This is a genomic window from Methanobacterium sp. (genome assembly GCF_016217785.1).
Classification (GTDB): Archaea; Methanobacteriota; Methanobacteria; order Methanobacteriales; family Methanobacteriaceae; genus Methanobacterium.
Genome location: NZ_JACRGA010000018.1, coordinates 47,501 through 70,677, shown reverse-complemented (window position 1 = coordinate 70,677; position 23,177 = coordinate 47,501). Strand labels below are relative to the sequence as shown.

The following is a 23,177-nucleotide window of genomic DNA, read 5'->3' as shown; positions in this document are numbered from 1 at the left end:
TGTTAAATATCTAAGTTAAAGTATGAGTATTGATAAAATTAAGAAATAATTCTATACATTATTCTTATTCTAGACCACTTTATAAAATTGTGGGATTTTTGACCTTATAAAGACAGGGAAGTTATGTTAATGGGTTTTTATCAAAGTTCAATTCAATCCGTATATTAGTGATTCTAAATTAAAATATAGAAATCCACGGTTTCTATCATAAATTAATATTTACTTCAGGAGGGTTTTTTACTAAATTGATTACTCTCATAACATAAGGTTTTATAAACTAAAATTCAACATAAACCCCATGTTATAAATGAAGTAATGTTTTTAAAAGAAAACTTCGTTAATTCGTTTAATAAAAATCATTCAATTTATTAACTTAATAAAATGTAATCAAATTAGTGTATTTGAATAGATTAATTATTTTAAAGAGATTAATTTATTTGAAAGAAATTTTAATGGTAAGAAGTGGTTAAACAATGTCAAAGAAATTAATTGCCCTAATTATATTAATAATCCTCATTGCAGGTGCAGGATTCGTTATATCTCATTATTATTCCCAGGGAAAGGAAAAATTTGAGGGAAACTACAATGTGTTACTTTTATGTGTGGATACCTCTGAACAGAGACCGGGTGTTGGGGCGGTTGATATGGCATTTGTGGTGAATGTTAATGGGGGGAAAGTGATTAATATGACCCCTGTTTATCCTGGAGGCCTGGCACATCCCACTTTATCCCCTACTTCTGATATGAAAAGTTATGGGATAAATAAATACTACTTACACGACTCTTTATGGACTTCTGATGTAGAAAAAGGTTCTAAAATAGCTCAGGAAACTGTTGAATATAACACTGGCTTAAAAACTGATCTGGTGATTATTGTTACCCCCGAATCTATAGATGCTATTATACAGGCCGTTGGCCCCATTAATGTGGCAGGTCAGGGGCAGGTGACTGGTAATTCTATAGATTTCCTGAGGGAAGAACAAAATGAAAATGGTGTGTCCAGAGGTAGTGCAGTCCAGTCCCTTATGGAAGGTATTAAAACTGCAGTTCAGGATCCAGGTAATCGTAAAGCCCTCATGGAAACCGTGTCAGCCCAGTATTCCCAGGGACATCTATATGTAATTCCCGCTGATGTCTTCCAGCAGTTTGTGGTCTATGAAGGAATAAACAATCTATTTTAAAGAGGGATTTAAAAGAGGGTATCTTATTTCAGTAGAGGGCATCTTCTTAATCAGTACATAGGGGGATGTCTGAAGTTAATCTCAGACTCCCCTGTTTATCAGTTTAGAACATTACCAACAAAAATCAATCCAAAACTCAAATACAATCAATCAAGACTCATATACAATCAATCCAAAACTCTTCCTATCTCTTCCGCATCAAAACGGAGGATTACAAGGCGCGAATTACCTCTCACTCCTTTTCCCGTGAATCTGGTGTCAATTAACCTTACAAATTCCAGTTTCTTAAGTGCCCGGTCAAATGAAGCGTAACTGATTGAATTTCTTTTGGAATCTGAATCTTTTCCTTCGTGAGATTTTCCTTCGTGAGGAATTTCTCCTTTAAGGTGATTAAAAAGACCTCCAGCAGTTATATCATCATCAACTTTAACTATTAACCTCAAAAGGTTTTTCTCATCCCCAGATAATTTGTTTATGGTATCATGAAGATGGTGGGAGTCAAAGTCCTGCATTGCTCGCCTTAAGTGTTCTTTCTGGATTGAACGAGAGGCATCGGCTTCTGCAAAATTTCCACTGGTACGCAGAAGATCGATTCCCACCCTCAGATCCCCGGTAGAAAGGGTGGCCTCGGTGATTTCATCCAGTAACTCATCAGATAAAACTGAAGGATAAAAACCAACCTTCACCCGGTCATTTAGTATATCCCGGATCTCCTGGAAGGTGTAGGGATCAAATGTTATTTCCTGGGGGATGAAAACAGAACCCACGTTCTTATCCAGCATGTAACGGAATTCTATATCTGATATTATAGCAAAAACTCCAGTCCTAACCCCTGGAAAGACTTCATGAGCTCTTAATATATCATAAAGTATTTGATTGGCATTTTTACTGTAAAAAAGATGATTAATATCATCCAGGGCAACCACAAGTGCCTTTCCTTCGTTGGCCAGTTTTTTCATTATCTCCCCGTAGATACGTGAGAAAGGAACACCAGTTTCCGGGGGGATATGACCGAAGATGTGCTGGTATATTTGGGAGAAAATATTAAAACGAGTGTTATAAAGCTGGCAGTTAACATAGGCACAGACCAGCTTCTCGGACCGTCCCTCCACCATCTCAAATATTTTATGGATGGCAGTGGTTTTGCCAGTGGCAGGAGATCCCATAACTACACTGTTAACTGGTTTACCCCCTTTTAATGCGGGTCTCAGGCACAGGGCCAGAGCTTCCATCTGGGATTCCCGGTGCAGATAGTTTTCTGGAATGTAATCCGGATTAAAAGCAGCTATGTTCTTAAAAAGAGTTTCTTCACCCATTAAAATATCTTCCACACGACCTGACATGATTCTACCCCATTTTATTACTTGAATTTCCCTTTTAATCAAACTTTCACACGATTATGGTTGAATTTTAATTTTAATAATAATATTAAGTTTAAAGTAGCACTCCCCTTGGTCAACAATGTCCCCGGGGTCAACAATGTTTATAGATGCCTGGGATCCACATCCTTCACACCTTCCACTTTTTCCCCACCAGAAATATTCAAAAACTGAATATCTGAGTTAATAACTGCCCATTGCACCAGTTTTTTGGCCCACTGGAGCTTTTTCTCCTTTATTTTATCTGCAGGACCATCTTCCTGGTCTGGTCGGGAGTAGTGGGTGACTGTTTTCCCGAAGTCCATGCCGGATAATACTATGATCCGTGCTCCCAGAGCCATTGCCAGGAAAACAGCACGATCGCCATCGGTGAACCCCCCAAAGTTGTAGACACTGGCAAGTGGTTTGCTCTGGGTGGTTCCCAGTGTATTGACCAGTTGTGGTGTATATTTTTCTATTTGTTCAGGGTTGTTTCCATGGGCATGGACCACCATCAATGTCCCCTGCTGGTTAGCTTTTATTAGGTCATCCATTCGACCATCCAGGTCGGTTACTATGATATCTGGTACCAGGCCTTCTTCTAAAAGGGCAGTGGTTGCCCCGTCAGCAGCTATGAGAGTGAATTCACCCAGATCCACGTGCTTCAAATCAGCCAGGTTGGGCTTTAGAGATGGGCCCGCTCCAAAAACAATCACTTTTTCATTAATATCAATGTCTTGTGGCGTAATGGCACCTATATCCCCAATTATGTTGTTTAATGTTTCTGCAGAGAGTTCATCATCCTCTCTTTTGAAACCGAAGTCTTCCAGGATGAGCCGGTACCATTGCATCCAGAGGGTCAGTTCCATATATAAGGTATATCCCATTATATACATAATAAACTTTGGAGGATATTTTTAAATTGGAGTTGAAAAAGATGGATGAAACTTTACTGATGATTCCCGGACCCACCCGTGTGGCCCCCAGGGTCCTGAAGGCCATGTCAGAAAACATTATAAACCATAGAAGCGCCCTTTTCGGTGAAATACTCACTGAAACCAACCAGATGATGTCTGAAGTGTTCCAGACTGAAAATCAGTCCTACCTTATCACTGGCTCCGGCACGGCAGCCATGGAGGCCGCCCTAGCCAACACCATCAGTAAGGGAGATCGTGTGCTGAACATTGTAGGAGGTAAATTCGGACAGAGATTTATGCAGATCACCGAAACCCACAAAGGTATTCCAGTGCAGCTGGAAGTGGAATGGGGACATGGTGTGAACCCTGATGATGTGCGTTACATCCTGGAAGAGGAAGAAGATATTAAAGCAGTGACCATTGTGCACAATGAAACCTCAACTGGTGTAACTAACCCCATCGATGAAGTGGGTAAGATATTGAATGATTATGATGCACTTTACATTGTTGATACTGTTTCCAGTTTAGGTGGAGACGATGTGTTCGTGGATGGTTATGGAATTGATATCTGTGTCACTGGCTCCCAGAAGTGCCTGGCTGCGCCTCCTGGTATTGCTGCTATAACTTTCAGTGATGATGCATGGGATGTGGTGGATAAAACTGACAATCAGACTTATTACCTTAACATGAAAAAATACAGGAAGAGTGGATCCGCAACACCCCCTGAAACACCTTACACTCCTGCAGTTTCATTAATCTATGCCATGCAGGAAGCTCTCCGGGTGATCATGGAGGAAGGCCTGGAAGAAAGAGTTATGAGACACAAACTTGCTGCTAAAGCCACCCAGAATGGTGTTGGCGCTCTGGGATTGGAATTGTTCGCCCAGAAAGAGGTTTCCAGTAACACAGTAACTTCAGTCAGGATCCCTGAGGGAATAACCGACAAGGAACTTCGTGGCACCATGAGGGAACGTTATCGGATTGAACTGGCCGGAGGTCAGGACCATCTTAAGGGTAATGTGTTCCGTATCGGTCACATGGGTAACATAACCCACCGGGAAATAATCAGCACCATCGCTGCCCTGGAGATGACCATGAAGGGACTGGGACTGGATGTTGAGATTGGAAAAGGTGTGGCTGCAGTGGCAGACACTTACCTATCCTGATCTCATTACCTTTTTTTATTTTCAATGCTCCCTTTACAAACTTAATTTTGTTTATTAATCGTATCTTATACCTATTTTTTATCCAATCTTAGATTTTGATTAGTTTCTGAATAAATTATTAATTGTTGTATTTTCCCTCATTTTACACCCCAATTAATTATTACTAATTTTATAGAAAATATTATATAATAGAATGTAATACTAAATATCGAGGTAGTATTATGAGAAAAGTTCTATTATTGATAATATTGTCAGGATTGGTTTTCTTTTTAAGCATTAGCAATGCCTCTGCAGCATCTCCAGCGAATTTTACTACAGATGAAATTGCATCTGCTTCAGTTACGGTTAAAAACCAAATAGAAACGACAAAAACGTTGCCCAGGAGTGTAAATATTGGGAGTGGGACCGTTAACACAGCCCAGTATCTTCATCTGGCAGTGCAGGCCACGAATCAGATAAATAATAACAATAAAACCCCAATATCTATGCAAGGTGATACTGCACCTGGATATCAGGAAGAACAATTGAACAGTGGCAGCATGACCAAAGCAGATTACCTGGACTTTGCCCGGCGAATCGATGCCCATATGGATGACAACCACCAAGCACCACCCTACGGTCTCATTGGCCCGGGTAAGATCAGTTACTCATCCCAAGTATACCTCTACAGTCGCATACTAACCATATACAAAAATTACGGCAGCATACCTCCAAACATTAACCTCAAGGCATGGTCTGCTCAAAACATCCCCATAACCGAAACTCAATCCTTCAGCTTCACCCCCAACCAAATCGTCACTACTGCCGACGGACTGAAAAATACCATTGAATCCACTAAAAGTTTACCCAACACAGTCACTGTTGCTGGTGTAAACATAAACACCGCCCAGTTCTTGCATCTAGCAGTGCAAGCCACCATCCAAATAAACAACAATAATGCCGCCCGTATAGCAATACAAAGTGATAGCATACCCGGATCTCAGGAAGAACAATTAAACATCGGCACCATGACTAAAGCAAATTACCTTGACTTTGCCCAGCGTATTAACAGCCATATGAATAGTAACCATCAGGCACCCCCATATGGACTTATCGGCCCCGGGAAAATAAGTTATTCATCCCAGGTTTACCTTTACAGCCGCATCTTAAGTGTTTACAAAACTTACGGTAGTTTGCCATTGGCCATAAATGTGAAACCATGGACTGCAGCCAACATCCCCATAGGATACACCACTTTCACGGTTGCACAGATTACCGCTGCTTCGGTTAACCTGAAAACCCATATAGAGACCAATAAAAACCTCCCAACTAGTGTAGTTGTTGGTGGGAAAACCATCAACACCGGACAATTTTTGCATTTAGTGGTGCAGGCCACTAATCAAATAAAGAATAACAATAACAGCACTATACTACTGGAAGACGACACTGCCCCCAGTTCTAGTGAGGAATCATTGAGTAGTGGTAGTTTGAGTCTAGCGGCTTATATAGATTTTGCTCAACGTATTGACAGCTATATGGACAGTAATCACCAGGCACCCCCATATGGACTCATTGGACTGGGTAAAATTAGTTACCAAAACATGGTCTACACTTTCAGCAAGATCCTGAACAGTTATCACACCCATCAAGTCCTTCCCAGTGCCGTGAATGTGAAGCCCTGGGTTGAGGTTATAAATCCGGTAAAGAATAGCCGAACTGCTAAAAGATTCAGCACTATACAGGCAGCTATAAACGATGCTACCACTCTAAATGGGGATAGTTTGATTTTAAGGGACTCCATTTATACCGAAAATGTTCTGGTTAATAAAAAATTGACTATAAAACCAGATGCTGGTGTTAAAATAATAATCAGGGCTTTGAATTCTTCGAAGCCTGTTTTTTCCATGAATTACCGGGGAAATGGTACCACAATTCAGAGTTTCACCATTACTGGAGCTACTAATTCCAGTGGGATTTACTTAACTGGAACTTCAGGGTGTAATCTCCTTGGGAATAATATAATGGGTAATTCACATGGGATATACCTCTATAACAGTAAAAATAATCTCCTGTCAGGGAATACCGTGAAAAATAATACTTATTCCGGGATTATATTTGCAGATTCAAGTTATAACACTCTAAAGAACAATGATGCATCAGATAATCCCCGTGGCATTCGTTTCACTAACAGTAATTACAACACCATCCAGAATAATCAGTTGTTAAACATCCCAAATTATGCGATTGGTTTTGAAAGATCAAATAATAACACCCTCAAAAGTAATGTTTTAATGGGTAATCAATATGGGATGTATATTGGTATCACTGGGAGTGTAACTGGTAGTTCAAACAATAATCTGATTCAAAATAACACTTTAATAGCTAATCAGCGGGGAATCTATGTTCATAACAGTACTGGTAATTCCATTATCGGGAACACCCTGATTGAGAATCAGTACGGAGTATATGTCTACTATTCCTCCTGCACTATTAATTTCAACAGAATTGTTGGAAACAGTAAATACGGATTTTATAAAGTGGGCAATGGAACAGTTAATGCAATTAATAACTGGTGGGGTACCAACGATCCTCGAAATTCATCAGACTATGGAAGTGCACTCTACACGCCCGGAGGAACAGTTGATTCTACTTCATGGCTAATGCTGAACTTAACCGGGTCAACTATCTATGTAACCAAAAACAGCATATCCCAGTCAGAAATTACCGCTGATTTAACCCATGACAACCAGGGAAAAGATACCTCCAGTTCAGGTACCATACCCAATGGAATACCAGTGAATTTCACAACTACAATTGGAAGCATTAATATTACTATTACTACCAAAAGAGGTAAAGCAGTAGCCATTCTCACATCTAACCCCTCATCTAGCGCAACAACAATCACATCAACCTTGGACAATCAGACGGTTTCTAAAGCCTTCCGTAAATCATTTAACACCATACAGGCAGCCATAAGTAACACATTAACCGTTGATGGGGATGTTATTCTGGTGGAAAATGGGACATACATTGAAAACATTGCTGTGAATAAAAACCTCACCATAATTTCAGACGGTAATGTTACTGTTCAGGCGGCGAATCCTTCCAATCCTGTTTTCACTATTAATATTAGAGGTAGTGGATCACTGATTAAGAGTTTTGTTATTTCCGGAGCTGTGAACAGTTTTGGATTACTTTTGAATGGATGTTCAAACTGCACCATAACTAATAACACTGTAACCAACAATTACTTTGGAATCCTTACCAATACTGTCAAAACTAAGAATAATGTTATAATATTCAATATTATAACCAGTAATCAAATGATTGGGTTGGGCACTTGTAACAGTGATAATTGTGTAATTTATGAGAACACAATCACCTCTAATGGCTATTGTGGCATAGAACTCCTTGATTCAAACAATAATATCGTTCACACTAACCTGATAATGAGTAATGATGGTCCTGGAATTTTTATTTCAAATATAAACAACACCCTAATTCAGAATAACCTCATCCCTGGAAATATATATGGATTATACATGAAATACTGTCGAAATTGCACAGTTTACGGGAACATAATAACTCAAGGCATCGTGGGAATGTATGTCAATTCATCAATTGTTAACATTAATTTTAACAGAATAGCATCAAACAATCAATACGAACTTATCAGTGCGAATGGAAATGTAAACGCAACCAACAACTGGTGGGGATCAAATGACAATCCGGTGAATTTAGATGAAATTGTTTTTAATGGATTTGTGGTTTATAATCCCTGGCTTATGCTGAGTATTGATCCAACTTCAACTGTTAATTCTGGTGGAAATGCCAGCATAACTGCTGATTTAACCCATAATAACCTGGGGCAGGATACTTCATCTCTGGGACATGTTATAAAAGGTATACCCATCACTTTCAGCACAAGCTATGGGACGATTCTCACACCAATACTCACATTTAACGGACAAGCTGTGGCTATCTTAAATATGGGCACTACAGCGTCTCGGACGGTTACAGTTAATGCATCTCTGGATAGTCAGACCGTGTCCCGGCAGATGTTTATTGCTCCAGGTGTGGCAACACTGCACATTACGAGCTCTGCACTGAACAGTACCACCCTTCAACCCATCAGCTTAACCTATACTGTGCCTTTAAATAGTTCTGTGACATGGCTCAGTGTCCTCTGGAAAAACACCCATGTATTCTACGGTGAACTGCAGATAATAATAAACGGAACTGTAGTCAGTAGCAGAGGATACGTTAATCCAGTTTACAATACTTGGAGGAACAGTTATCGTGGTGATGTTTTCAGGGCAATTATATATGCAAATAATTACATATTACAATATGGTAATAATCAGAGTATGATCCCAGTGAGTTTCTGGAATGATCTAACTTCACTATACAGTTTAACCAACACCGAACTCCAGTTTGTCCAGAACCACCGACTGGAATTTGTGGACAACCTCACGGTTAATTTGGTTTATCCTGGAATGGCTGGTCAAAATATAACTGTGGTTGATCCTGAAACTAGTACTGATGTGATAAATCTGAAATTTCCTGGAAATAATATTCACAGGACCAATCAAATCACATATATGAACGGCATTTTCGTTGAACCTGCAGGTTATGAGGGTGTGAAAAGCTTTGCAATAGCTACAGCAGACGTAACCACTAATATTTTTACTTATTGGTTGAATCAGAATTCTACTTATCCTAGAGGGGCGATGAAAGCAGCTTACGGTACTTTCCTGACAGCTTTACTGGTGGAATACTGTCATGATCAGATTGCAGATAACTTTGCATCTGAATATAATGTCACATGGAGCAGAACACACCCAATCGCAGTCTCAGTGGGTGATGATGCCTACCAGACTTATTTAACACTTGAATGTGATCATGGTATGGGAATGACTGTTGTTGGCAAGGCAAACAATATGAAGTTATTTAATTATGCATGTTCTTCTGTAATTTCACCCATTGAATATGAGGTTATGTATAATTTATTGTTTAGTTATCAAACAAACTCTGTTTTCACCGGACCTTTAAGTTCTGTTATAGTAGATCTCAGTAATCGGTACCTAATTGGCATTCCTTTAGATGTGTCTGAGCAGAATGGTTATATTATAGCAAATGCTGCTGGATATACTAATGAATTCATGGTTGTTGATCCGGAAACGGGTATTGTACGGGATATTAACATGATTAATGGATTTTGCGGTGCTTACTGTTTCCATGATCTTCAGACCGATCTCGCTATTGGTTATGGTTTGGGACTTTTGGGTGGTGATCAAATAGTAGGGTTGTGTAATATGATTCAAGGAATTATGAACACAAAGATTGAAATTACCATCAACATAAAGAGTGCCTTAGCCGCTTATAACTTGGACCTAATTGCGGCAGCAGCGATAATTGGTGCTTTTGGCCCTGATGAAGCTTTTGCCGCTGCAGGACTTACTTCTGAACAAATTGCAATTCTTCAGGCAAGTAATTGGTATATACTTAGTCGAATAGGTAACATAATGGCACCAATAGGATTGGGAGTATCAATATTGCAAGGTACACTACAAAATGAAATAAATCAGGTCTGGCAACATCCTGTGGTAGAAGTTAAAGTTAACGGAAGAATAGTGTATACACAGATCCATGGTTCTTCTAATATAGTTTAATCTTTAATAAACGAGATATAAAAGAAGTGAAAATTATGAAAGGTGGTTTATACGCGATAATGATTGGAATATTTGGGATAATTGTAACTATGCCATTTTATTTAAAAGATCCATCATTATACTCCATTCCATTTCTATTAACCTTTTTAATGGTTATTATAGGTGGTTTATTCGATCTTAGGGAAGAATATTCTAATAACAACTTTTACTTGATTGTGATTATGTTTTTGGTGGTAATATGGATTTTAGGTTTCATTCAACCACTTTCTCAAGACATAAATCAAATAGCATACTACATAGAAACTGGATTAATCACACTAATGTTCATTGCAGCGATTAGATCCATGCTAAAAGGAAGGAATAAAATAGAAAAATTATTAGAACCTTATGAGAAAATTCTAGCAGTAAACCCTAATGATACCACAGCTTTAAATAATAAAGGCGTTAAATTATTCGAATTTTTCAGATATAATGAATCAATGCAATGTTTTGATAAAATTTTAAAGATAAATCAAAATGATGCTACGGCATTGCACAACAAGGATTTTGTAGAGGAAATGCGGGATCATACACTTGTAGATTACTTTAAAAAAATCCCCAAATACAAAGTTATTGAAAAAGAAAATAAATTGATTTTAGAAGCTAAATAAAGGGAAACATCATAAATCTAGGTTAACTGAGTGATGTTACCAGAATTTGATATGGGAATGACTGTTGTTAGCAAGCCAACAACATGAAGTTAATTTAATTATGCATGTTATTCAAACGATTTCACCTATTAAATATGGGGTTATGAACAATTTAAGTTGCAATTTCCAATCAAACACAATTTTTGATGGTTCTAAAAGTTCAGTGATAACGGAATCTTATCCCAGGCAGCTACACCGCTATGAAAGTCACTGATAAACATAATCAACAGAACAATAAACTTGAACTCCATAGGAGATACTGTCCTCAGAATAAGCCCCATTATGCATATGGATGGTTTTCTGCTGGTTATGAGGGTTTTAATAGTTTTGCCATTGCCACTACTGGGTAACTTTGGTAATGTCTGAGTATTCATATCCCACTATCTATACTTAATGGGAAAACAAGTTGATATACTTCATATAACTTCCCTAATAACCCCAGCAACAGTCTTAAGAAGGATTGGTCCATCTATCCACGCCTGCCGGAGTAAGTAACCTGGTCTGAGGTAGAAATTCCGGAAGGCTTTGTACTGTAGGTTCCGTAGTTCTTCCAGGGAACAGTCCACTGTTTCCAGAACCGGTGCTATAAGAGTGTATTTGGACCAGTCCTTCACTTTTATAAGATTTTTTTCCACAGATTCCTTGTAGAACCTGGTTCCAGGGTAGGGTGTGGCTAGGCTGAAAACTGCATAGGAGGGGTTGAGTTCCCTTACAAAGTTAACTGTCCTTTTTATGCTTTCTTTGGTGTCTCCGGGCATTCCCAGGACCACTGATGCTATGGTACGGATTTTATACTTTTTGGATAGCTGGAATGCTTGGCGTATCTTTTCAATAGTAATATTTTTACTGGTGGCATCCAGCATCTGTTGGTCTGCAGATTCTACACCCATAAAAAGGGTTATACAACCAGCTCCCCTCATTTTTTCCAATAGATCAGCGGATAAAGTATCCACACGTGCTGTGCATCCCCAGAACACGTCCAGATCTCTTTTCTTAATCTCGTCACAGATGGCTTCCACCATACGATGGTTTAGGGTGAAGGTGTCATCCATGAAGGCGATGATTCCCACATGATGATCACGGACCAGGTGTTCCATTTCATCCACCACATTCTCTGGTGAGCGTAATCGTAGTTTAGGACCGTGCAGGGCAGCTGATGCGCAGAAGGAGCATTGCATTGGACAACCGCGGCTGGTGATCATGGTTGCCATACCTGTTTTCATGTTGAGCATTTTGTAATGGTCCATGGGGAGTAGATGTCGGGCTGGGAATGGTAATGCATCCATATTGGTTATGAGTGGGCGTGGTGGGTTTACCTGACCCTCCAGTGCTATTCCCCGGACATGGGATAGGTCCCCTCCATTTTCTAGAGTTTGCACCAATTCCAGCATAGTATATTCTCCCTCACCCATAACCACCACATCCACATAATCTGTTTTGAGAACTTCCTGGTGGTTGAAGGTGGGATGGTACCCACCCATAACCACTGTGGTCTCAGGAGAAATCTTTTTCACCAGTTGGGCAGTTTTTCTGGCCTGTTGGATGGTGGGTGTGAGGGCAGTGATGGCCACCACTTGTGGTGATGTTCCATTTAACTCGTCTTCCAAGTCTTCCCAGGTCATCTCCAGGGCAGAAGCATCAATGATGTTCACATCATAACCATTTTCTTCTAAAACCGCTGCCATGTAGGATATTCCCAGTGGTGGAGCTACTACTCCAATGAATTTATATTTGGAGTTGGTTTGGGGTGGATTTATGAATGTGACTTTCATTTTATCATCTTCAGAAATTTTTTGGTTTTTCAATTTTCATCATACTCCAATTATCCTGTTAATCTTAATTGGATTAATATTCAGGGATTATTATGCCATCTAATGCTTTATCTAATGATAGAAATATCATTGAGATAGAAATATCATTAAATTAGGATATATCCAACTGATTAGAATCTATCCAAACTGATGATCTGCAAGGATAGAAATACTCTGATCTCTTCTTGAAAGCCCTTCTTCTTAAAGGGGGCCTTATGAGAAGGGCGTGTTAATGGTTAAAAACAATAGCTTTTTAAATGGGTAAATATTCAAATTACACCCTACTTAAAGAGTGATTTCCATGAATTGGGAATATTCCAAAGAGAATTGTTCAATTCCAAAGTGAATTATTGAATTTGCATTCTCAATAAAATGTGAGAATCATCTCCCAACTATTTACGATGGAAACACACCAAAACAGGGTAATATTTGAAAAGGTTGTGATGGTTAAAAATATTAAAATTGGAATTTAATTAACTGAACTTATAATAACTGAATTTATGATTTATTAAACATCCATATAAATATAACCGACTTATTCAAACTTCCATGAATTATGATGATAAGTTTAAACTCATATTGTTTCTTTAAACTTCTTTTATCATGGCAGCCACGGTCTTCAGGATTATAGGACCATCCATTCGAACCTGTTTTATGAGATATACTGGTCGGAGATAGAACTGTCTGAAAGCCTTTTTTTGCATCTTTTTAAGCTCGTCCATGGAGCAGTCAACTGTTTCCAGGACAGGGGAAAGTAGTGTGTATTTGGACCAATCCTTAACCTTGATGAGGTTATCCTGCACTGCTTCCTGGTAAAACCTGGTTCCAGGGTAGGGTGTGGCCAGTGAAAAGAGGGCATAGGATGGGTTCAGTTCCCTGACGAATTTAATGGTTCGTTCTATGCTTTCTTTGGTGTCTCCAGGCATCCCCAGGACCACCGAGGCTATGGTGCGTATGTCATTTTCTCGGGATAGTTTAAAGGCCTGGCGGATCTTTTCAATGGTCATCTGCTTGTTAACCCGGTCCAGTTGCTGCTGATCAGCAGATTCCACTCCCAGGAACATGGTTATGCACCCAGAATCACTCAGTTTACGGAGTAATTTTTCTGATAGGGTATCTGCCCGGGCAGTGCATCCCCAGTAAACATCAATATCTCTTCTTTTAATCTCATCACAGATATCTTCCACCCGACTTGGTTTCAGGGTGAATGTGTCATCCATGAATGCGATCATACCTGAGTCATGGTCGTTGATTAGGTGTTCCATTTCATCCACCACATTTTCCGGTGATCTCATTCGCAGCTGGTGTCCGTGTAATGCGGCAGAGGCGCAGAATGAACATTGCATTGGACATCCCCTGCCTGATATCATGGTGGCAGTGTGGAGTTTCATGTTCAGGATCTTGTAATGGTCCATGGGGAGAAGGTGTCTTGCCGGGAAAGGTAATTCATCGAGATCCTCAATGAGAGGCCGTGGAGAGGTCACTCCTCCTTCGTAGGCAATACCTTGCACATTTTTAAGGTCTCCACCTTCATCCAGGGTTTCCACCAAGTCCAGGAGAGTGTACTCGCCTTCACCCATTACCACAACATCCACATATTCCCTTTCTAAGATTTCCTGATAGTTGAAGGTGGGGTGATATCCCCCCATAACCACTGTCGCCTGAGGACATGTTTTTTTGGCCAGTTCAGCTGTTAACATGGCTTTATCAATAGTGGGAGTTAGGGCAGTTATTGCCACCAGCCCAGGAGATATTCGTTTGATTTCAGTTTCAAGAGTTTCCCAACTCATTTCAAGGGCTGCTGCATCAATTATTTCCACATCAATGTTATTTTCTTCCAGCACTGCGGCTATGTAAGCAATACCTAATGGCGGTGCTACTAATCCTATAAATTTGTATTTAGAATTGAAATAAGGGGGGTTAATGAGAAGTACCTTCATTCAATCACCTGAAAATGTAAAATCTTCCAGAATTCACCGGGGGAACGGGATGTCTTCATTTTCATCAACTCTTATCTCTATAAGTACTGGTTTATTAAGTTTTACTGCCTCCTGCACAGCAGCAAAAATATCACCGGGAGAATCTATCATCAAGGCCTTTATATGGTATGCGTTGGCCAGTTTCACGAAATCAGGATTATCCAGTTCCACCTGGAACGATCCATCATAATATAACTCCTGCCACTGCTTTATGATTCCCAGGGACTGGTTGTTTAAGAGGCAGATGGTAATGGGTAGTTCCATTTCAGCTATGGTTGCCAGTTCCTGGACGCTCATCTGGAACCCACCGTCACCCACCACTACCACCACGTGCTTGGATGGTCTTGCCAGGCTTACACCCACTGCTGCCGGGATCCCATAACCCATAGGTCCGAATCCACCTGAAAAGATAAGAGAAGATGGCTCCCGAACTTTCATGAGCAGGTTAACCCATGTGGTGTGGCTTCCAGCATCGTTTACCAGGATTGAATCATTCATTCCCTGTAAGATCTCCATGATTGCTCTTTGTGGTTTTATAGGTGTTTCTTCAAAGTCGGTGGCCACATTCTGGTTTTTATCATACTTTTGAAGTTCATTTAACCATTCATCAGTATTTTCAGGGGTTGTTTCTTTTATTTTTTCCAGGAATTCTTTAACATCTCCCTTAATATTCACATCACCCGTTAAAACTGCTTCATCTAAATTCACCTGGATAATTGGCCCTTTTCCCAGCCCCATCAGGGTTCTTTCTGATAATCGAGACCCCAGTACCAGTATAATATCCGCGTTTTCCCCGGCGAAGTTGGCAGCCTCTGTTCCTCGCAGACCAATTAGTCCTAAAGAAAGAGGATGATCCTCACTTATGACTCCTCTAGCAGGGTAGGTGGTTACTACTGGGATCTGATGTTTTTCTGCGAATATTTGAAGATCTTCAGATGCATGTGACCATAAAACTCCGGCTCCAGACAGTATCAGTGGTTTTTGAGAAGTTTCAACCAGCTCTCTTACCTGGTTTAAGATCTTCTCATCAGGTTCATTATTTTTTAAGAGACTCTCACCAGGTTCATTATTTTTTAAGAGCTTGTCATCAGTTTCATAGGTTAATTCAAGCCATTCATCCAATAGAGAGGTATCAACTTCTTCTTGGAGAATATCTTTAGGAAAATTAAGGTGAATTGGACCAGTTTTACCATTTTTCAGGGCTGTAATTGCCTTCTGAATAATGGAAATCCCTTCTTTAGGATTGTTTATGAGGTGGCTCTGGAGGGTGATTGGTTCAAAAACAGAGTTAATATCCACATCCTGGAATACATTTTCACCCTTAAACTGGGAGGAAACATCACCCGTAATAACCAGTAAAGGGACGGAATCCTTGAATGCTGTTGCCACTCCCATTACCATGTTTAATGCCCCAGGTCCTGCAGATGCAACGCATATTCCGGGTTGGGATGATGCCCTTGCATACCCATCAGCAGCGTGTGCTGCTCCCTGTTCATGACGCATTAAAACATGTTTTACGGAAGATTTCCGGAGTGCCTGGTAAAAAGGGAGAATCTGTTCCCCAGGATAGCCAAATATGAATTCAGTTTCCTCTTTTTCCAGTATTTTAACCAGGGCATCTGCCAATCTCATCTTGGCCGCAGTCTGCATGATTAAACTATGGTGCTTCCAGTATAATTAAATGATGTCCAGAGGATCAGCCCACAGGATGTAGACAATCATTATCACTTAAAAAAATTTATGACACTGGTGAAACATATTAGAGTATAGTAGTGGTGATATTATAAACCTAAATAAGGGGTTTAAAGGAGGGGTTAGTATTTCCAGTGAATTAGATGCCCTGCTTCATGAAAACAGATTATTCCCACCAGGGAAAGATTTAATGGTAAACAGCAATATCCAGAGATGGATGAATCGTTATGGGATTAATGATTATGATGAACTGCTTCAGCGGGCTCTTGATGATCCTGACTGGTTCTGGGATGAGCTTGCCCTGGAGCTGGAATGGTTCCAACCCTACCAGGATGTCTTAAAATGGGATCCTCCCCATGCAGAGTGGTTCTGCGGTGGTAAATTTAACATCACCCATAATGCCCTGGACCGGCATGTGAAATCCTGGCGTAAAAACAAGGTGGCCTATATATGGGAAGGTGAATTGGGTCAGGTGAAGAAGCTGACCTACCAGGATCTTTACCGGAAGGTTAATCAGATGGCCAATGCCCTGCGAGGTCTGGGTGTTGAGAAGGGGGATCGTGTAGCTATTTACTTGCCCATGATACTGGAGTTACCCATAGCAATGCTGGCCTGTGCCAAGATCGGAGCAGTGCACAGTGTGGTTTTCTCCGGGTTCTGGGCCAAAGCATTCCATGAAAGGGCAAAGGATGCTCAGGTGAAAGTGGCCATAACTGTAGATGGATTTTATCGCAGAGGTAAAGTCATACCCCTCAAGGAAAATGTGGATCGGGTTTTAGATGATATTCCCTCCCTGGAAAAACTAATTGTAGTTCAACATGCCAACTGCCCCGTCAAGATGAAAGCTGGTCGGGATTTATGGTGGGATGAGATCATTCAGGATCAGGATAGAGAATGCGTCGCTGAAGTAATGGATTCTGAAGATCCTCTTTTTATTCTCTACACCTCCGGAACAACCGGGAAACCCAAGGGTGTGCTTCATGTTCATGGAGGTTATGCAGTTGGTATCTACGCCACCTTAAAATTTGTTTTTGACCTGAAAGATGAGGATATCTGGTGGTGTGCTGCAGATATTGGCTGGGTAACCGGTCACAGTTACATTGTCTACGCTCCCCTACTCCTTGGAGCCACCTCAGTGATGTATGAAGGGGCTCCTGATTATCCTGACCCTGATCGCCTGTGGAAAATTATCGAAAATTACGGTGTGAATGTATTCTACACCGCACCTACCACCATCCGCATGTTCATGAAACACGGGGAGAAATGGCCCCAGAAACATGATTTAACCTCTTTAAGACTGTTAGGTAGCGTGGGGGAGCCCATAAACCCAGAAGCGTGGATATGGTACTATAAAAATATTGGGAACCATCAGTGCCCCATTATGGACACCTGGTGGCAGACTGAAACTGGAATGCAACTTATAACTCCCCTTCCCATCACTTCCCTCAAACCCGGGTCAGCAGTAAAACCGTTCCCCACAGTGGAAGCAGATGTGGTGGATGATGAGGGGAAGTCAATCAATGAAGGGGGCGGTCACCTGGTGATTAAAACTCCATGGCCTGCCATGTTCCGCACATTATATAAGGACCCGGAACGCTACGTGGATGCTTACTGGAGTACTTTCCCTGGAGTTTATCTCAGTGGTGATGTGGCTCGTATTGATGAAGATGGCTATTTCTGGGTACAGGGAAGGGAGGATGATGTTTTGAATGTTGCCGGGCATCGCATTAGTACGGCAGAGGTGGAATCTGCCCTGGTGAGTTATGATGCTGTTGCTGAAGCGGCAGTGGTGGGTAAACCGGACCCGGTTAAGGGTGAGGAGATCTGCAGTTTCATTACATTAAAAGAAGGGTTCAAACCCAGCCCCCGTATGAAACACTTGCTCAGGGAACATGTACGAGAAGAAATTGGCCCTGTGGCCAGTCCTGCCTGTGTTAACTTCGTTAACGATCTCCCCAAGACCCGTTCGGGTAAGATCATGCGCCGGGTGATTAAGGCTAAGGTTAAAGGTGAAGATGTGGGTGATATAAGCACTCTGGCTAATCCTGAGGCTGTGGATGAACTTGATAATGCATTGTAAGGGTGTTAAAAAAAATAGGAAATTAAAGTAAAACAAGATTTAAATTTATATTTCTCGGTTTATTTTCCCCTATTTACTCTTCTTTTTCCTGGTAACTGCCATTGTACTCTCCGGAACCTTCAACTGGGAATACGACTCCCTGGGCAATCCTTTCACCACGTTTGAGTGTGAATGGGAATTCTCCCTGGTTCACCAGTAAAAACTGCAGTGTACCATAAAAACCAGGATCACCCACTGCAGTGTGGATGGTTACAAACGATCGTAAGAGTGTGGAACGAGGTAGATATAGCATGGAATATCCTTTGGGAATTTTTATCTTGCGGTCAATGGTTACACTGTAAGCTGTTTTAGGCTGCAGAGTGTAAAGAGGTGGTTCCAGTTTTTCCAGTTCAGGGAGGTTCTTTTCATTGTCAATCAAAGATCCCGGTCCTTTCTGCTGGTAAACCTGATCCACCCTGAGGTCTATGCCTGATGGTTCCACCAGTTCTGCAAATTCAGGGAATAGTTTTATGAGTTCTTTTTCACCTAACATGGATTGATTCTCCTGGAATTATATTAATAAGTATTTTTAAGATTTTTTAAAGTAATTATTAAAACACTTTAGAACTCAACCCTTAAAAAAGGTGACATTAATGAAACAGCACTCACCTTTTCCATTTAAATCAAAATTAAAAAGGGTTGATACTAAAATAAAAATAATAATTAAAAAATAAACATTTTAAGAAAAATTAACTAGATCAGGTTATGATCATGAAAAAAGTTAAAGACCACTTCGAAGAAGAAGCAGAAGAATTTGACAAACTCATACGAACATTAATTCCATTTTATGATGAGATGGTTAGTTCACTGGTACTTTCGCTTCCTTTCCACGGGAAAGAAAAAATTAAGATTCTTGATCTAGGCTGTGGCACGGGAAACATATCCCGAGAGGTGAAAAAAAGGTTTCCCAATGCCCAAATCACCTGTGTGGACCTTGCAGAGAACATGATCAAAATGGCGAAAACCAAACTTTCCCCTTATACAGATGTGGAGTTTTTAAGAGCTGATTTCCGTGAACTGGACTTCCATGAAGAGTATGATACGGTGATATCTTCCCTGGCACTGCATCACCTGCAGCCTGAGGAACAGAGAGCATTCTACCGTAGACTAAATGGGTTCCTAAAGGATGGTGGAGTGTTTTATAATGCCGACATCGTGCTGGGAAGCACTCCCTACCTTAATCAGACCTACCAGGATAAATGGGTGGAGTTCATGCTCCAAAATCACAACCAGGAAGAAGTAGAAAAAACATGGCTAGCCAAACACCGGGAAGAAGATTTTCCTTCACCTTTACCCAGTCATATTCAGTGGATGAAAGAGGCCGGGTTTAATGATGTGGATGTGGTGTGGAAATACTACATGTTTGGAGTTTATGGTGGTAAAAAATAGAAAACTGTTGTTTGAAACTGAATTTTGGAAATGAGATGAGTTTTGAAACATTATTTGATAAAAAATGATTTGATAAAAAAATGAGAAAGAATTATTGTGAAATGAAAAATTAATGAATTAAAGAGTTAGCTACTATTTTTTAGAGTAGTTAATCCCCCAGAACCTGTTCCACCATCCAGTCCGGGTGGAACTCCATAATATCCCCATAACCCTGGCCAACACCTAAAAACAGTATGGGTTTATTTATTACATGCCCGATGGATAGTGCTGCTCCTCCTTTGGCATCAGCGTCTGCTTTGGTGAGTATAATCCCATCCACTCCCACTGCATCATCAAATTTACGGGCCTGTTCCACTGCATCGTTACCGGTGAGGGCATCTCCAACGAATATAGCCAGATCCGGCTTTACCACCCTCTGAATCTTTTTCATTTCATCCATGAGGTTTACATTGGTTTGCATTCGTCCAGCAGTGTCTATTAGAACAAGTTCTTTCTTCTTGGCCCGTGCGTGTTCCACCGCATCATAAGCCACTGCTGCAGGATCTGCTCCTTTCTGGTGACGGATGATCTTAACTCCCACTTTTTCGGCGTGATAGGATATCTGTTCTATAGCTCCTGCACGGAATGTGTCAGAAGCAGCAATAACTGGAGTGTAACCTTCTTTAACATAATGATCAGCAATTTTAGAGATGGTAGTGGTCTTACCAGTTCCATTAACACCAACAAACATTATTTTGAGTGGTTCGCCAGTTTTTTTAGCCTGTTGAACCAGTTCTTTTAGGTTAGGGCCGCCCACAACCAGTATATCAGATATTGCTTTTTTAAGAGCTTCTCTGGTGAATTCTGCCACATCACTTCTTCTTTTTATCTTGCGACCCACCAGATCTTCCTTGACTGATTTAACAATCTGTTCCGCCACTTCCAGTGCAACATCTCCCTCAAGAAGGGCTAATTCCAGTTCAAAAAGAATATCATCAATATCTTTTTCAGATATGGTCTTGTGGGTGGCAAAGGTGAATAGGCCAGAAGGCTCCTCTTCTGTGTCCTTTCCAGATTCTCCCTTATCTTTTCCAGAATCAGTTGATTTCACAGAATCAGTTGCATCATTCACAGAATCTGTTGTAGAATCCGTGTCAGCTTTTACCTTAACAGAAGAATCTTCGGTTTTTAGTTTAGAACCAGTTTCATCTTTGTCCTGTTTTTTGGAATCTTCATCTTCAGAATCGGATTTCCTGCGGAAAAATGAAAAACGAGATTTCTTTTCTTCATCTGCTTCTTCCTTAAAATCTACGGATTCATCTTTTCCAGAAGTTTTATCTGATTTATCTTTATCCTCTTGATCTTTCCCTGAATCAGTTTTAACTTTTTTATCCTGAGTTTTTCCACTGGAAACTGTTTCAATTTTTTTAGTTTTATCTTCGGTTGAAGCAGTTTTTGTCTTTTCTCCAGCTGCTTCTTCCTCTTCAGAAGACAATTGATCAGAGATCTTTCCAATGGTTCCGGAAAACTTCTTTTTCAAAGATTCAAACAAAAAAATTCACTCCTTAAGGATGTAAGTATTTTTTAGAATATCAGAATTTCTAGAATATCAGAATTGGGATTTAGGATGAGCTTAGCAGAAATAAAAAGTAGGGTAATGAATTTAGGGTAATCAATTACCCTGGTGTGCCCTCAATTTTCTGGATGAGCGCCTCAGCTTCGGGGCTTTTCTGAGTGATGATCTGGCTGATCTTCTGAAGATCAGACATCATTTTTTGCATGATGTTATCCAGCTCTTTTTTCTGCTCTTCAATGCTCTTCTTAGCATCATCAATATTTTTCTTAACCGCAGCACCGGATCCGAGACCAACAATCACCTCTTCCGTGTTCTTGATTTCGGTGATTAAAAATGAACCCGCACCGATGGGTACCAGAGTTTCAGGTGACTTTTTCCCTTTAATAGCTTCCAGGGTCTCCTGGGCTATGGTCATGTCAGATATAGTGGCCTTAAGGGTTTCTACCTGCTGGTTCAGCATGTCGGCCTGTGCCTTGTAGGCGTTGAGCTCGTTTATAATCTCTTCCAGCCTTTGTCGGTCTTCCATGTTGTTCACTCCGAAGTCAGTGCTTTGATCAGGGTGTCCTGAACTTCTTCAGCGGAAATTTCCTCTATTTTCAAAATGTGGATCTGGTTGCGTACAATGTGATGTTTGCTACCAAATTCAGAGTATATCTTTTCCTTAATATCATTTTCACCAGTGGCTTTCAGTTCCTTAGTGAAGGGTTTAAATCTGTCGCCCATGACGAACTTACCTTGAACTCTAAATATTTTTGTCTTCATAATAATTCCTCAAGAAAACCTAATGATTCTTCTATTCTTGCCATTTCCGGACCGGTAGTCTTTTCTCCCACCAATACTCCATTGGAGTTGGCCACTGCACCTGCTCCCACCAGTTTTGTTCCCTGGTTCACGGTTCCCACATCTACAGGAACATTCATAGTTTTCTCCAGGAACTCTAATTCATCTGATGTTGCTGATGGATGGACCAATGCTCCTTTGTTGGTGACAACAGCCACTGATCCGGTGATCTTGAAATTAGCTATACTTCCTCGGACTACTTCCACATCCAGGGTCTCACAGACCACATCCACTGCTTCATCTGAGAGTAGTGGATTTACCACTGCCCCATGATCATTGGCCAGGATGATGTTACCCACTGCAGTGAGTCGGTCAGGTATCCGTTCCACTTCTAACCCAAATTCCTTAATGGCGTTTACCTCTGTGTCAAAGGCATATCTGGATACCAAAAATCCCCTGGAGTTTCCTACTGCCAGGGCACCGGCTAGACTACTTCCACTGATGGGAGTTTTTATTACCGGAACCTGAAGGGATTCTTCAACCACTCCCACCATTTTTTCTCCCAGGTTAGGTGGTGCCAGAGCCACTTTATCAGTGGCTGCAATGGAAACACCCAGGTTGGGGTTGCCTGCCAGATTAACTCTCCTAATCATAGGAGCTCACCTACTGGGCTAGGGTGACCAGAACGGAACCATCTTCATCTTTGGTTGCCTTAACCTTGATCTTAGGGGGTATTTTTTGAATTCCCCTTTCCCATATTTTTTCATTTACCGATTCATCCATTTTGACATCGTCGGATTTCATGTGTTTCTGGATGAACTCCCTTACCACACGGGTCGCTTTAGGTGACCTTTTGGTACGGGGAGCTGTTTTTGCATCCCGAAGGGGTA

At 40.7% G+C, this 23,177-nt stretch carries 18 protein-coding genes (1 of these 18 cut by a window edge); 7 read left to right on the top strand and 11 right to left on the bottom strand.

Features of this window, described 5'->3' with window-relative positions:
* Positions 1-473 precede the first annotated feature (473 nt).
* Positions 474-1,181 (top strand): DUF4012 domain-containing protein, encoded by a 708-nt coding sequence (locus tag HY987_RS07835; RefSeq protein WP_292757301.1) that lies wholly within the window; start codon positions 474-476, stop codon positions 1,179-1,181.
* Between the two features lie 167 nt (positions 1,182-1,348).
* Here the strand turns inward: HY987_RS07835 and HY987_RS07830 are convergent, their stop codons facing one another.
* Together HY987_RS07830 and HY987_RS07825 are read right to left on the bottom strand one after the other, a co-directional pair.
* Positions 1,349-2,527, bottom strand: a complete 1,179-nt coding sequence (locus tag HY987_RS07830) for an ORC1-type DNA replication protein (protein WP_292757315.1) — start codon at positions 2,525-2,527, stop codon at positions 1,349-1,351.
* 137 nt (positions 2,528-2,664) lie between these two features.
* Positions 2,665-3,408, bottom strand: a complete 744-nt coding sequence (locus HY987_RS07825; protein ID WP_292757300.1) for a 6-hydroxymethylpterin diphosphokinase MptE-like protein — start codon at positions 3,406-3,408, stop codon at positions 2,665-2,667.
* A 68-nt stretch (positions 3,409-3,476) separates the two neighbouring features.
* Here HY987_RS07825 and HY987_RS07820 point away from each other — a divergent pair, with 68 nt between their 5' ends.
* From HY987_RS07820 to HY987_RS07805, 4 genes are all read left to right on the top strand, one after another.
* Complete coding sequence (locus tag HY987_RS07820; protein ID WP_292757298.1) at positions 3,477-4,622, top strand: alanine--glyoxylate aminotransferase family protein; 1,146 nt, start codon at positions 3,477-3,479, stop codon at positions 4,620-4,622.
* A gap of 221 nt (positions 4,623-4,843) precedes the next feature.
* Positions 4,844-10,273 carry a right-handed parallel beta-helix repeat-containing protein gene (locus HY987_RS07815; RefSeq protein WP_292757296.1) on the top strand — a complete coding sequence of 1,810 codons (5,430 nt, stop codon included), beginning with the start codon at positions 4,844-4,846 and terminating at the stop codon, positions 10,271-10,273.
* Between the two features lie 35 nt (positions 10,274-10,308).
* Positions 10,309-10,923, top strand: a complete 615-nt coding sequence (locus HY987_RS07810; RefSeq protein WP_292757294.1) for a hypothetical protein — start codon at positions 10,309-10,311, stop codon at positions 10,921-10,923.
* A gap of 239 nt (positions 10,924-11,162) precedes the next feature.
* Entirely contained in the window at positions 11,163-11,312 is a 150-nt protein-coding gene (locus HY987_RS07805; protein WP_292757292.1) for a hypothetical protein, read from the top strand.
* Between the two features lie 66 nt (positions 11,313-11,378).
* Here HY987_RS07805 and HY987_RS07800 read toward each other — a convergent pair whose 3' ends face one another.
* The 3 genes from HY987_RS07800 to HY987_RS07790 all read right to left on the bottom strand — a co-directional run bounded on the left by HY987_RS07800 (position 11,379) and on the right by HY987_RS07790 (position 16,402).
* A complete protein-coding gene (locus HY987_RS07800) occupies positions 11,379-12,734 on the bottom strand; it encodes a radical SAM protein (RefSeq protein ID WP_292757313.1) in 1,356 nt (451 codons plus the stop codon).
* Between the two features lie 626 nt (positions 12,735-13,360).
* The gene (locus tag HY987_RS07795) at positions 13,361-14,713 is read right to left on the bottom strand and encodes a radical SAM protein (protein ID WP_292757290.1); all 1,353 of its coding nucleotides are present in this window, start codon (positions 14,711-14,713) and stop codon (positions 13,361-13,363) included.
* A 33-nt stretch (positions 14,714-14,746) separates the two neighbouring features.
* The gene (locus HY987_RS07790; RefSeq protein ID WP_292757288.1) at positions 14,747-16,402 is read right to left on the bottom strand and encodes a thiamine pyrophosphate-binding protein; all 1,656 of its coding nucleotides are present in this window, start codon (positions 16,400-16,402) and stop codon (positions 14,747-14,749) included.
* A 232-nt stretch (positions 16,403-16,634) separates the two neighbouring features.
* Here HY987_RS07790 and acs point away from each other — a divergent pair, with 232 nt between their 5' ends.
* Entirely contained in the window at positions 16,635-18,524 is a 1,890-nt protein-coding gene (acs, locus tag HY987_RS07785; protein WP_292757286.1) for an acetate--CoA ligase, read from the top strand.
* Positions 18,525-18,597: 73 nt separating this feature from the next.
* Here acs and HY987_RS07780 read toward each other — a convergent pair whose 3' ends face one another.
* Positions 18,598-19,056: a deoxyuridine 5'-triphosphate nucleotidohydrolase gene (locus tag HY987_RS07780; RefSeq protein WP_292757284.1), complete on the bottom strand. Its 459-nt coding sequence runs from the start codon at positions 19,054-19,056 to the stop codon at positions 18,598-18,600.
* A 218-nt stretch (positions 19,057-19,274) separates the two neighbouring features.
* Between HY987_RS07780 and HY987_RS07775 the strand changes: the two genes are divergently transcribed.
* Positions 19,275-19,952, top strand: a complete 678-nt coding sequence (locus HY987_RS07775) for a class I SAM-dependent methyltransferase (RefSeq protein WP_292757282.1) — start codon at positions 19,275-19,277, stop codon at positions 19,950-19,952.
* A gap of 148 nt (positions 19,953-20,100) precedes the next feature.
* Here HY987_RS07775 and ftsY read toward each other — a convergent pair whose 3' ends face one another.
* The 5 genes from ftsY to HY987_RS07750 all read right to left on the bottom strand — a co-directional run.
* The gene (gene ftsY / locus HY987_RS07770; RefSeq protein WP_292757280.1) at positions 20,101-21,483 is read right to left on the bottom strand and encodes a signal recognition particle-docking protein FtsY; all 1,383 of its coding nucleotides are present in this window, start codon (positions 21,481-21,483) and stop codon (positions 20,101-20,103) included.
* Between the two features lie 124 nt (positions 21,484-21,607).
* Entirely contained in the window at positions 21,608-22,033 is a 426-nt protein-coding gene (gene pfdA / locus HY987_RS07765; RefSeq protein ID WP_292757278.1) for a prefoldin subunit alpha, read from the bottom strand.
* Positions 22,034-22,038: 5 nt separating this feature from the next.
* A complete protein-coding gene (gene rpl18a, locus HY987_RS07760; protein ID WP_292757276.1) occupies positions 22,039-22,269 on the bottom strand; it encodes a 50S ribosomal protein L18Ae in 231 nt (76 codons plus the stop codon).
* On the bottom strand, positions 22,266-22,940 hold the full coding sequence (locus tag HY987_RS07755) for a translation initiation factor IF-6 (RefSeq protein ID WP_292757274.1): 675 nt from the start codon (positions 22,938-22,940) through the stop codon (positions 22,266-22,268). Before HY987_RS07755 ends, rpl18a begins: the two co-directional genes overlap by 4 nt.
* Before the next feature lie 10 nt (positions 22,941-22,950).
* A protein-coding gene (locus HY987_RS07750) for a 50S ribosomal protein L31e (RefSeq protein ID WP_004031001.1) crosses the window boundary here: on the bottom strand, positions 22,951-23,177 show its 3' portion. The gene runs 19 nt beyond the window's last position; 227 of the gene's 246 nt are visible here — the last part of the coding sequence; its start codon lies off the right edge, out of view; its stop codon occupies positions 22,951-22,953.

Bases quoted from the DNA above. Each gene is read 5' to 3' on its own strand.
- HY987_RS07825 (WP_292757300.1), bottom strand. From the start codon at position 3,408: ATGGAACTGACCCTCTGGATGCAATGGTACCGGCTCATCCTGGAAGAC.
- HY987_RS07790 (WP_292757288.1), bottom strand. From the start codon at position 16,402: ATGCAGACTGCGGCCAAGATGAGATTGGCAGATGCCCTGGTTAAAATA.
- HY987_RS07780 (WP_292757284.1), bottom strand. From the start codon at position 19,056: ATGTTAGGTGAAAAAGAACTCATAAAACTATTCCCTGAATTTGCAGAA.
- acs (WP_292757286.1), top strand. From the start codon at position 16,635: ATGGTAAACAGCAATATCCAGAGATGGATGAATCGTTATGGGATTAAT.
- HY987_RS07815 (WP_292757296.1), top strand. From the start codon at position 4,844: ATGAGAAAAGTTCTATTATTGATAATATTGTCAGGATTGGTTTTCTTT.
- HY987_RS07835 (WP_292757301.1), top strand. From the start codon at position 474: ATGTCAAAGAAATTAATTGCCCTAATTATATTAATAATCCTCATTGCA.
- HY987_RS07820 (WP_292757298.1), top strand. From the start codon at position 3,477: ATGGATGAAACTTTACTGATGATTCCCGGACCCACCCGTGTGGCCCCC.
- HY987_RS07805 (WP_292757292.1), top strand. From the start codon at position 11,163: ATGAAAGTCACTGATAAACATAATCAACAGAACAATAAACTTGAACTC.
- rpl18a (WP_292757276.1), bottom strand. From the start codon at position 22,269: ATGAAGACAAAAATATTTAGAGTTCAAGGTAAGTTCGTCATGGGCGAC.
- pfdA (WP_292757278.1), bottom strand. From the start codon at position 22,033: ATGGAAGACCGACAAAGGCTGGAAGAGATTATAAACGAGCTCAACGCC.
- HY987_RS07775 (WP_292757282.1), top strand. From the start codon at position 19,275: ATGAAAAAAGTTAAAGACCACTTCGAAGAAGAAGCAGAAGAATTTGAC.
- HY987_RS07795 (WP_292757290.1), bottom strand. From the start codon at position 14,713: ATGAAGGTACTTCTCATTAACCCCCCTTATTTCAATTCTAAATACAAA.
- HY987_RS07800 (WP_292757313.1), bottom strand. From the start codon at position 12,734: ATGAAAGTCACATTCATAAATCCACCCCAAACCAACTCCAAATATAAA.
- HY987_RS07810 (WP_292757294.1), top strand. From the start codon at position 10,309: ATGAAAGGTGGTTTATACGCGATAATGATTGGAATATTTGGGATAATT.
- HY987_RS07755 (WP_292757274.1), bottom strand. From the start codon at position 22,940: ATGATTAGGAGAGTTAATCTGGCAGGCAACCCCAACCTGGGTGTTTCC.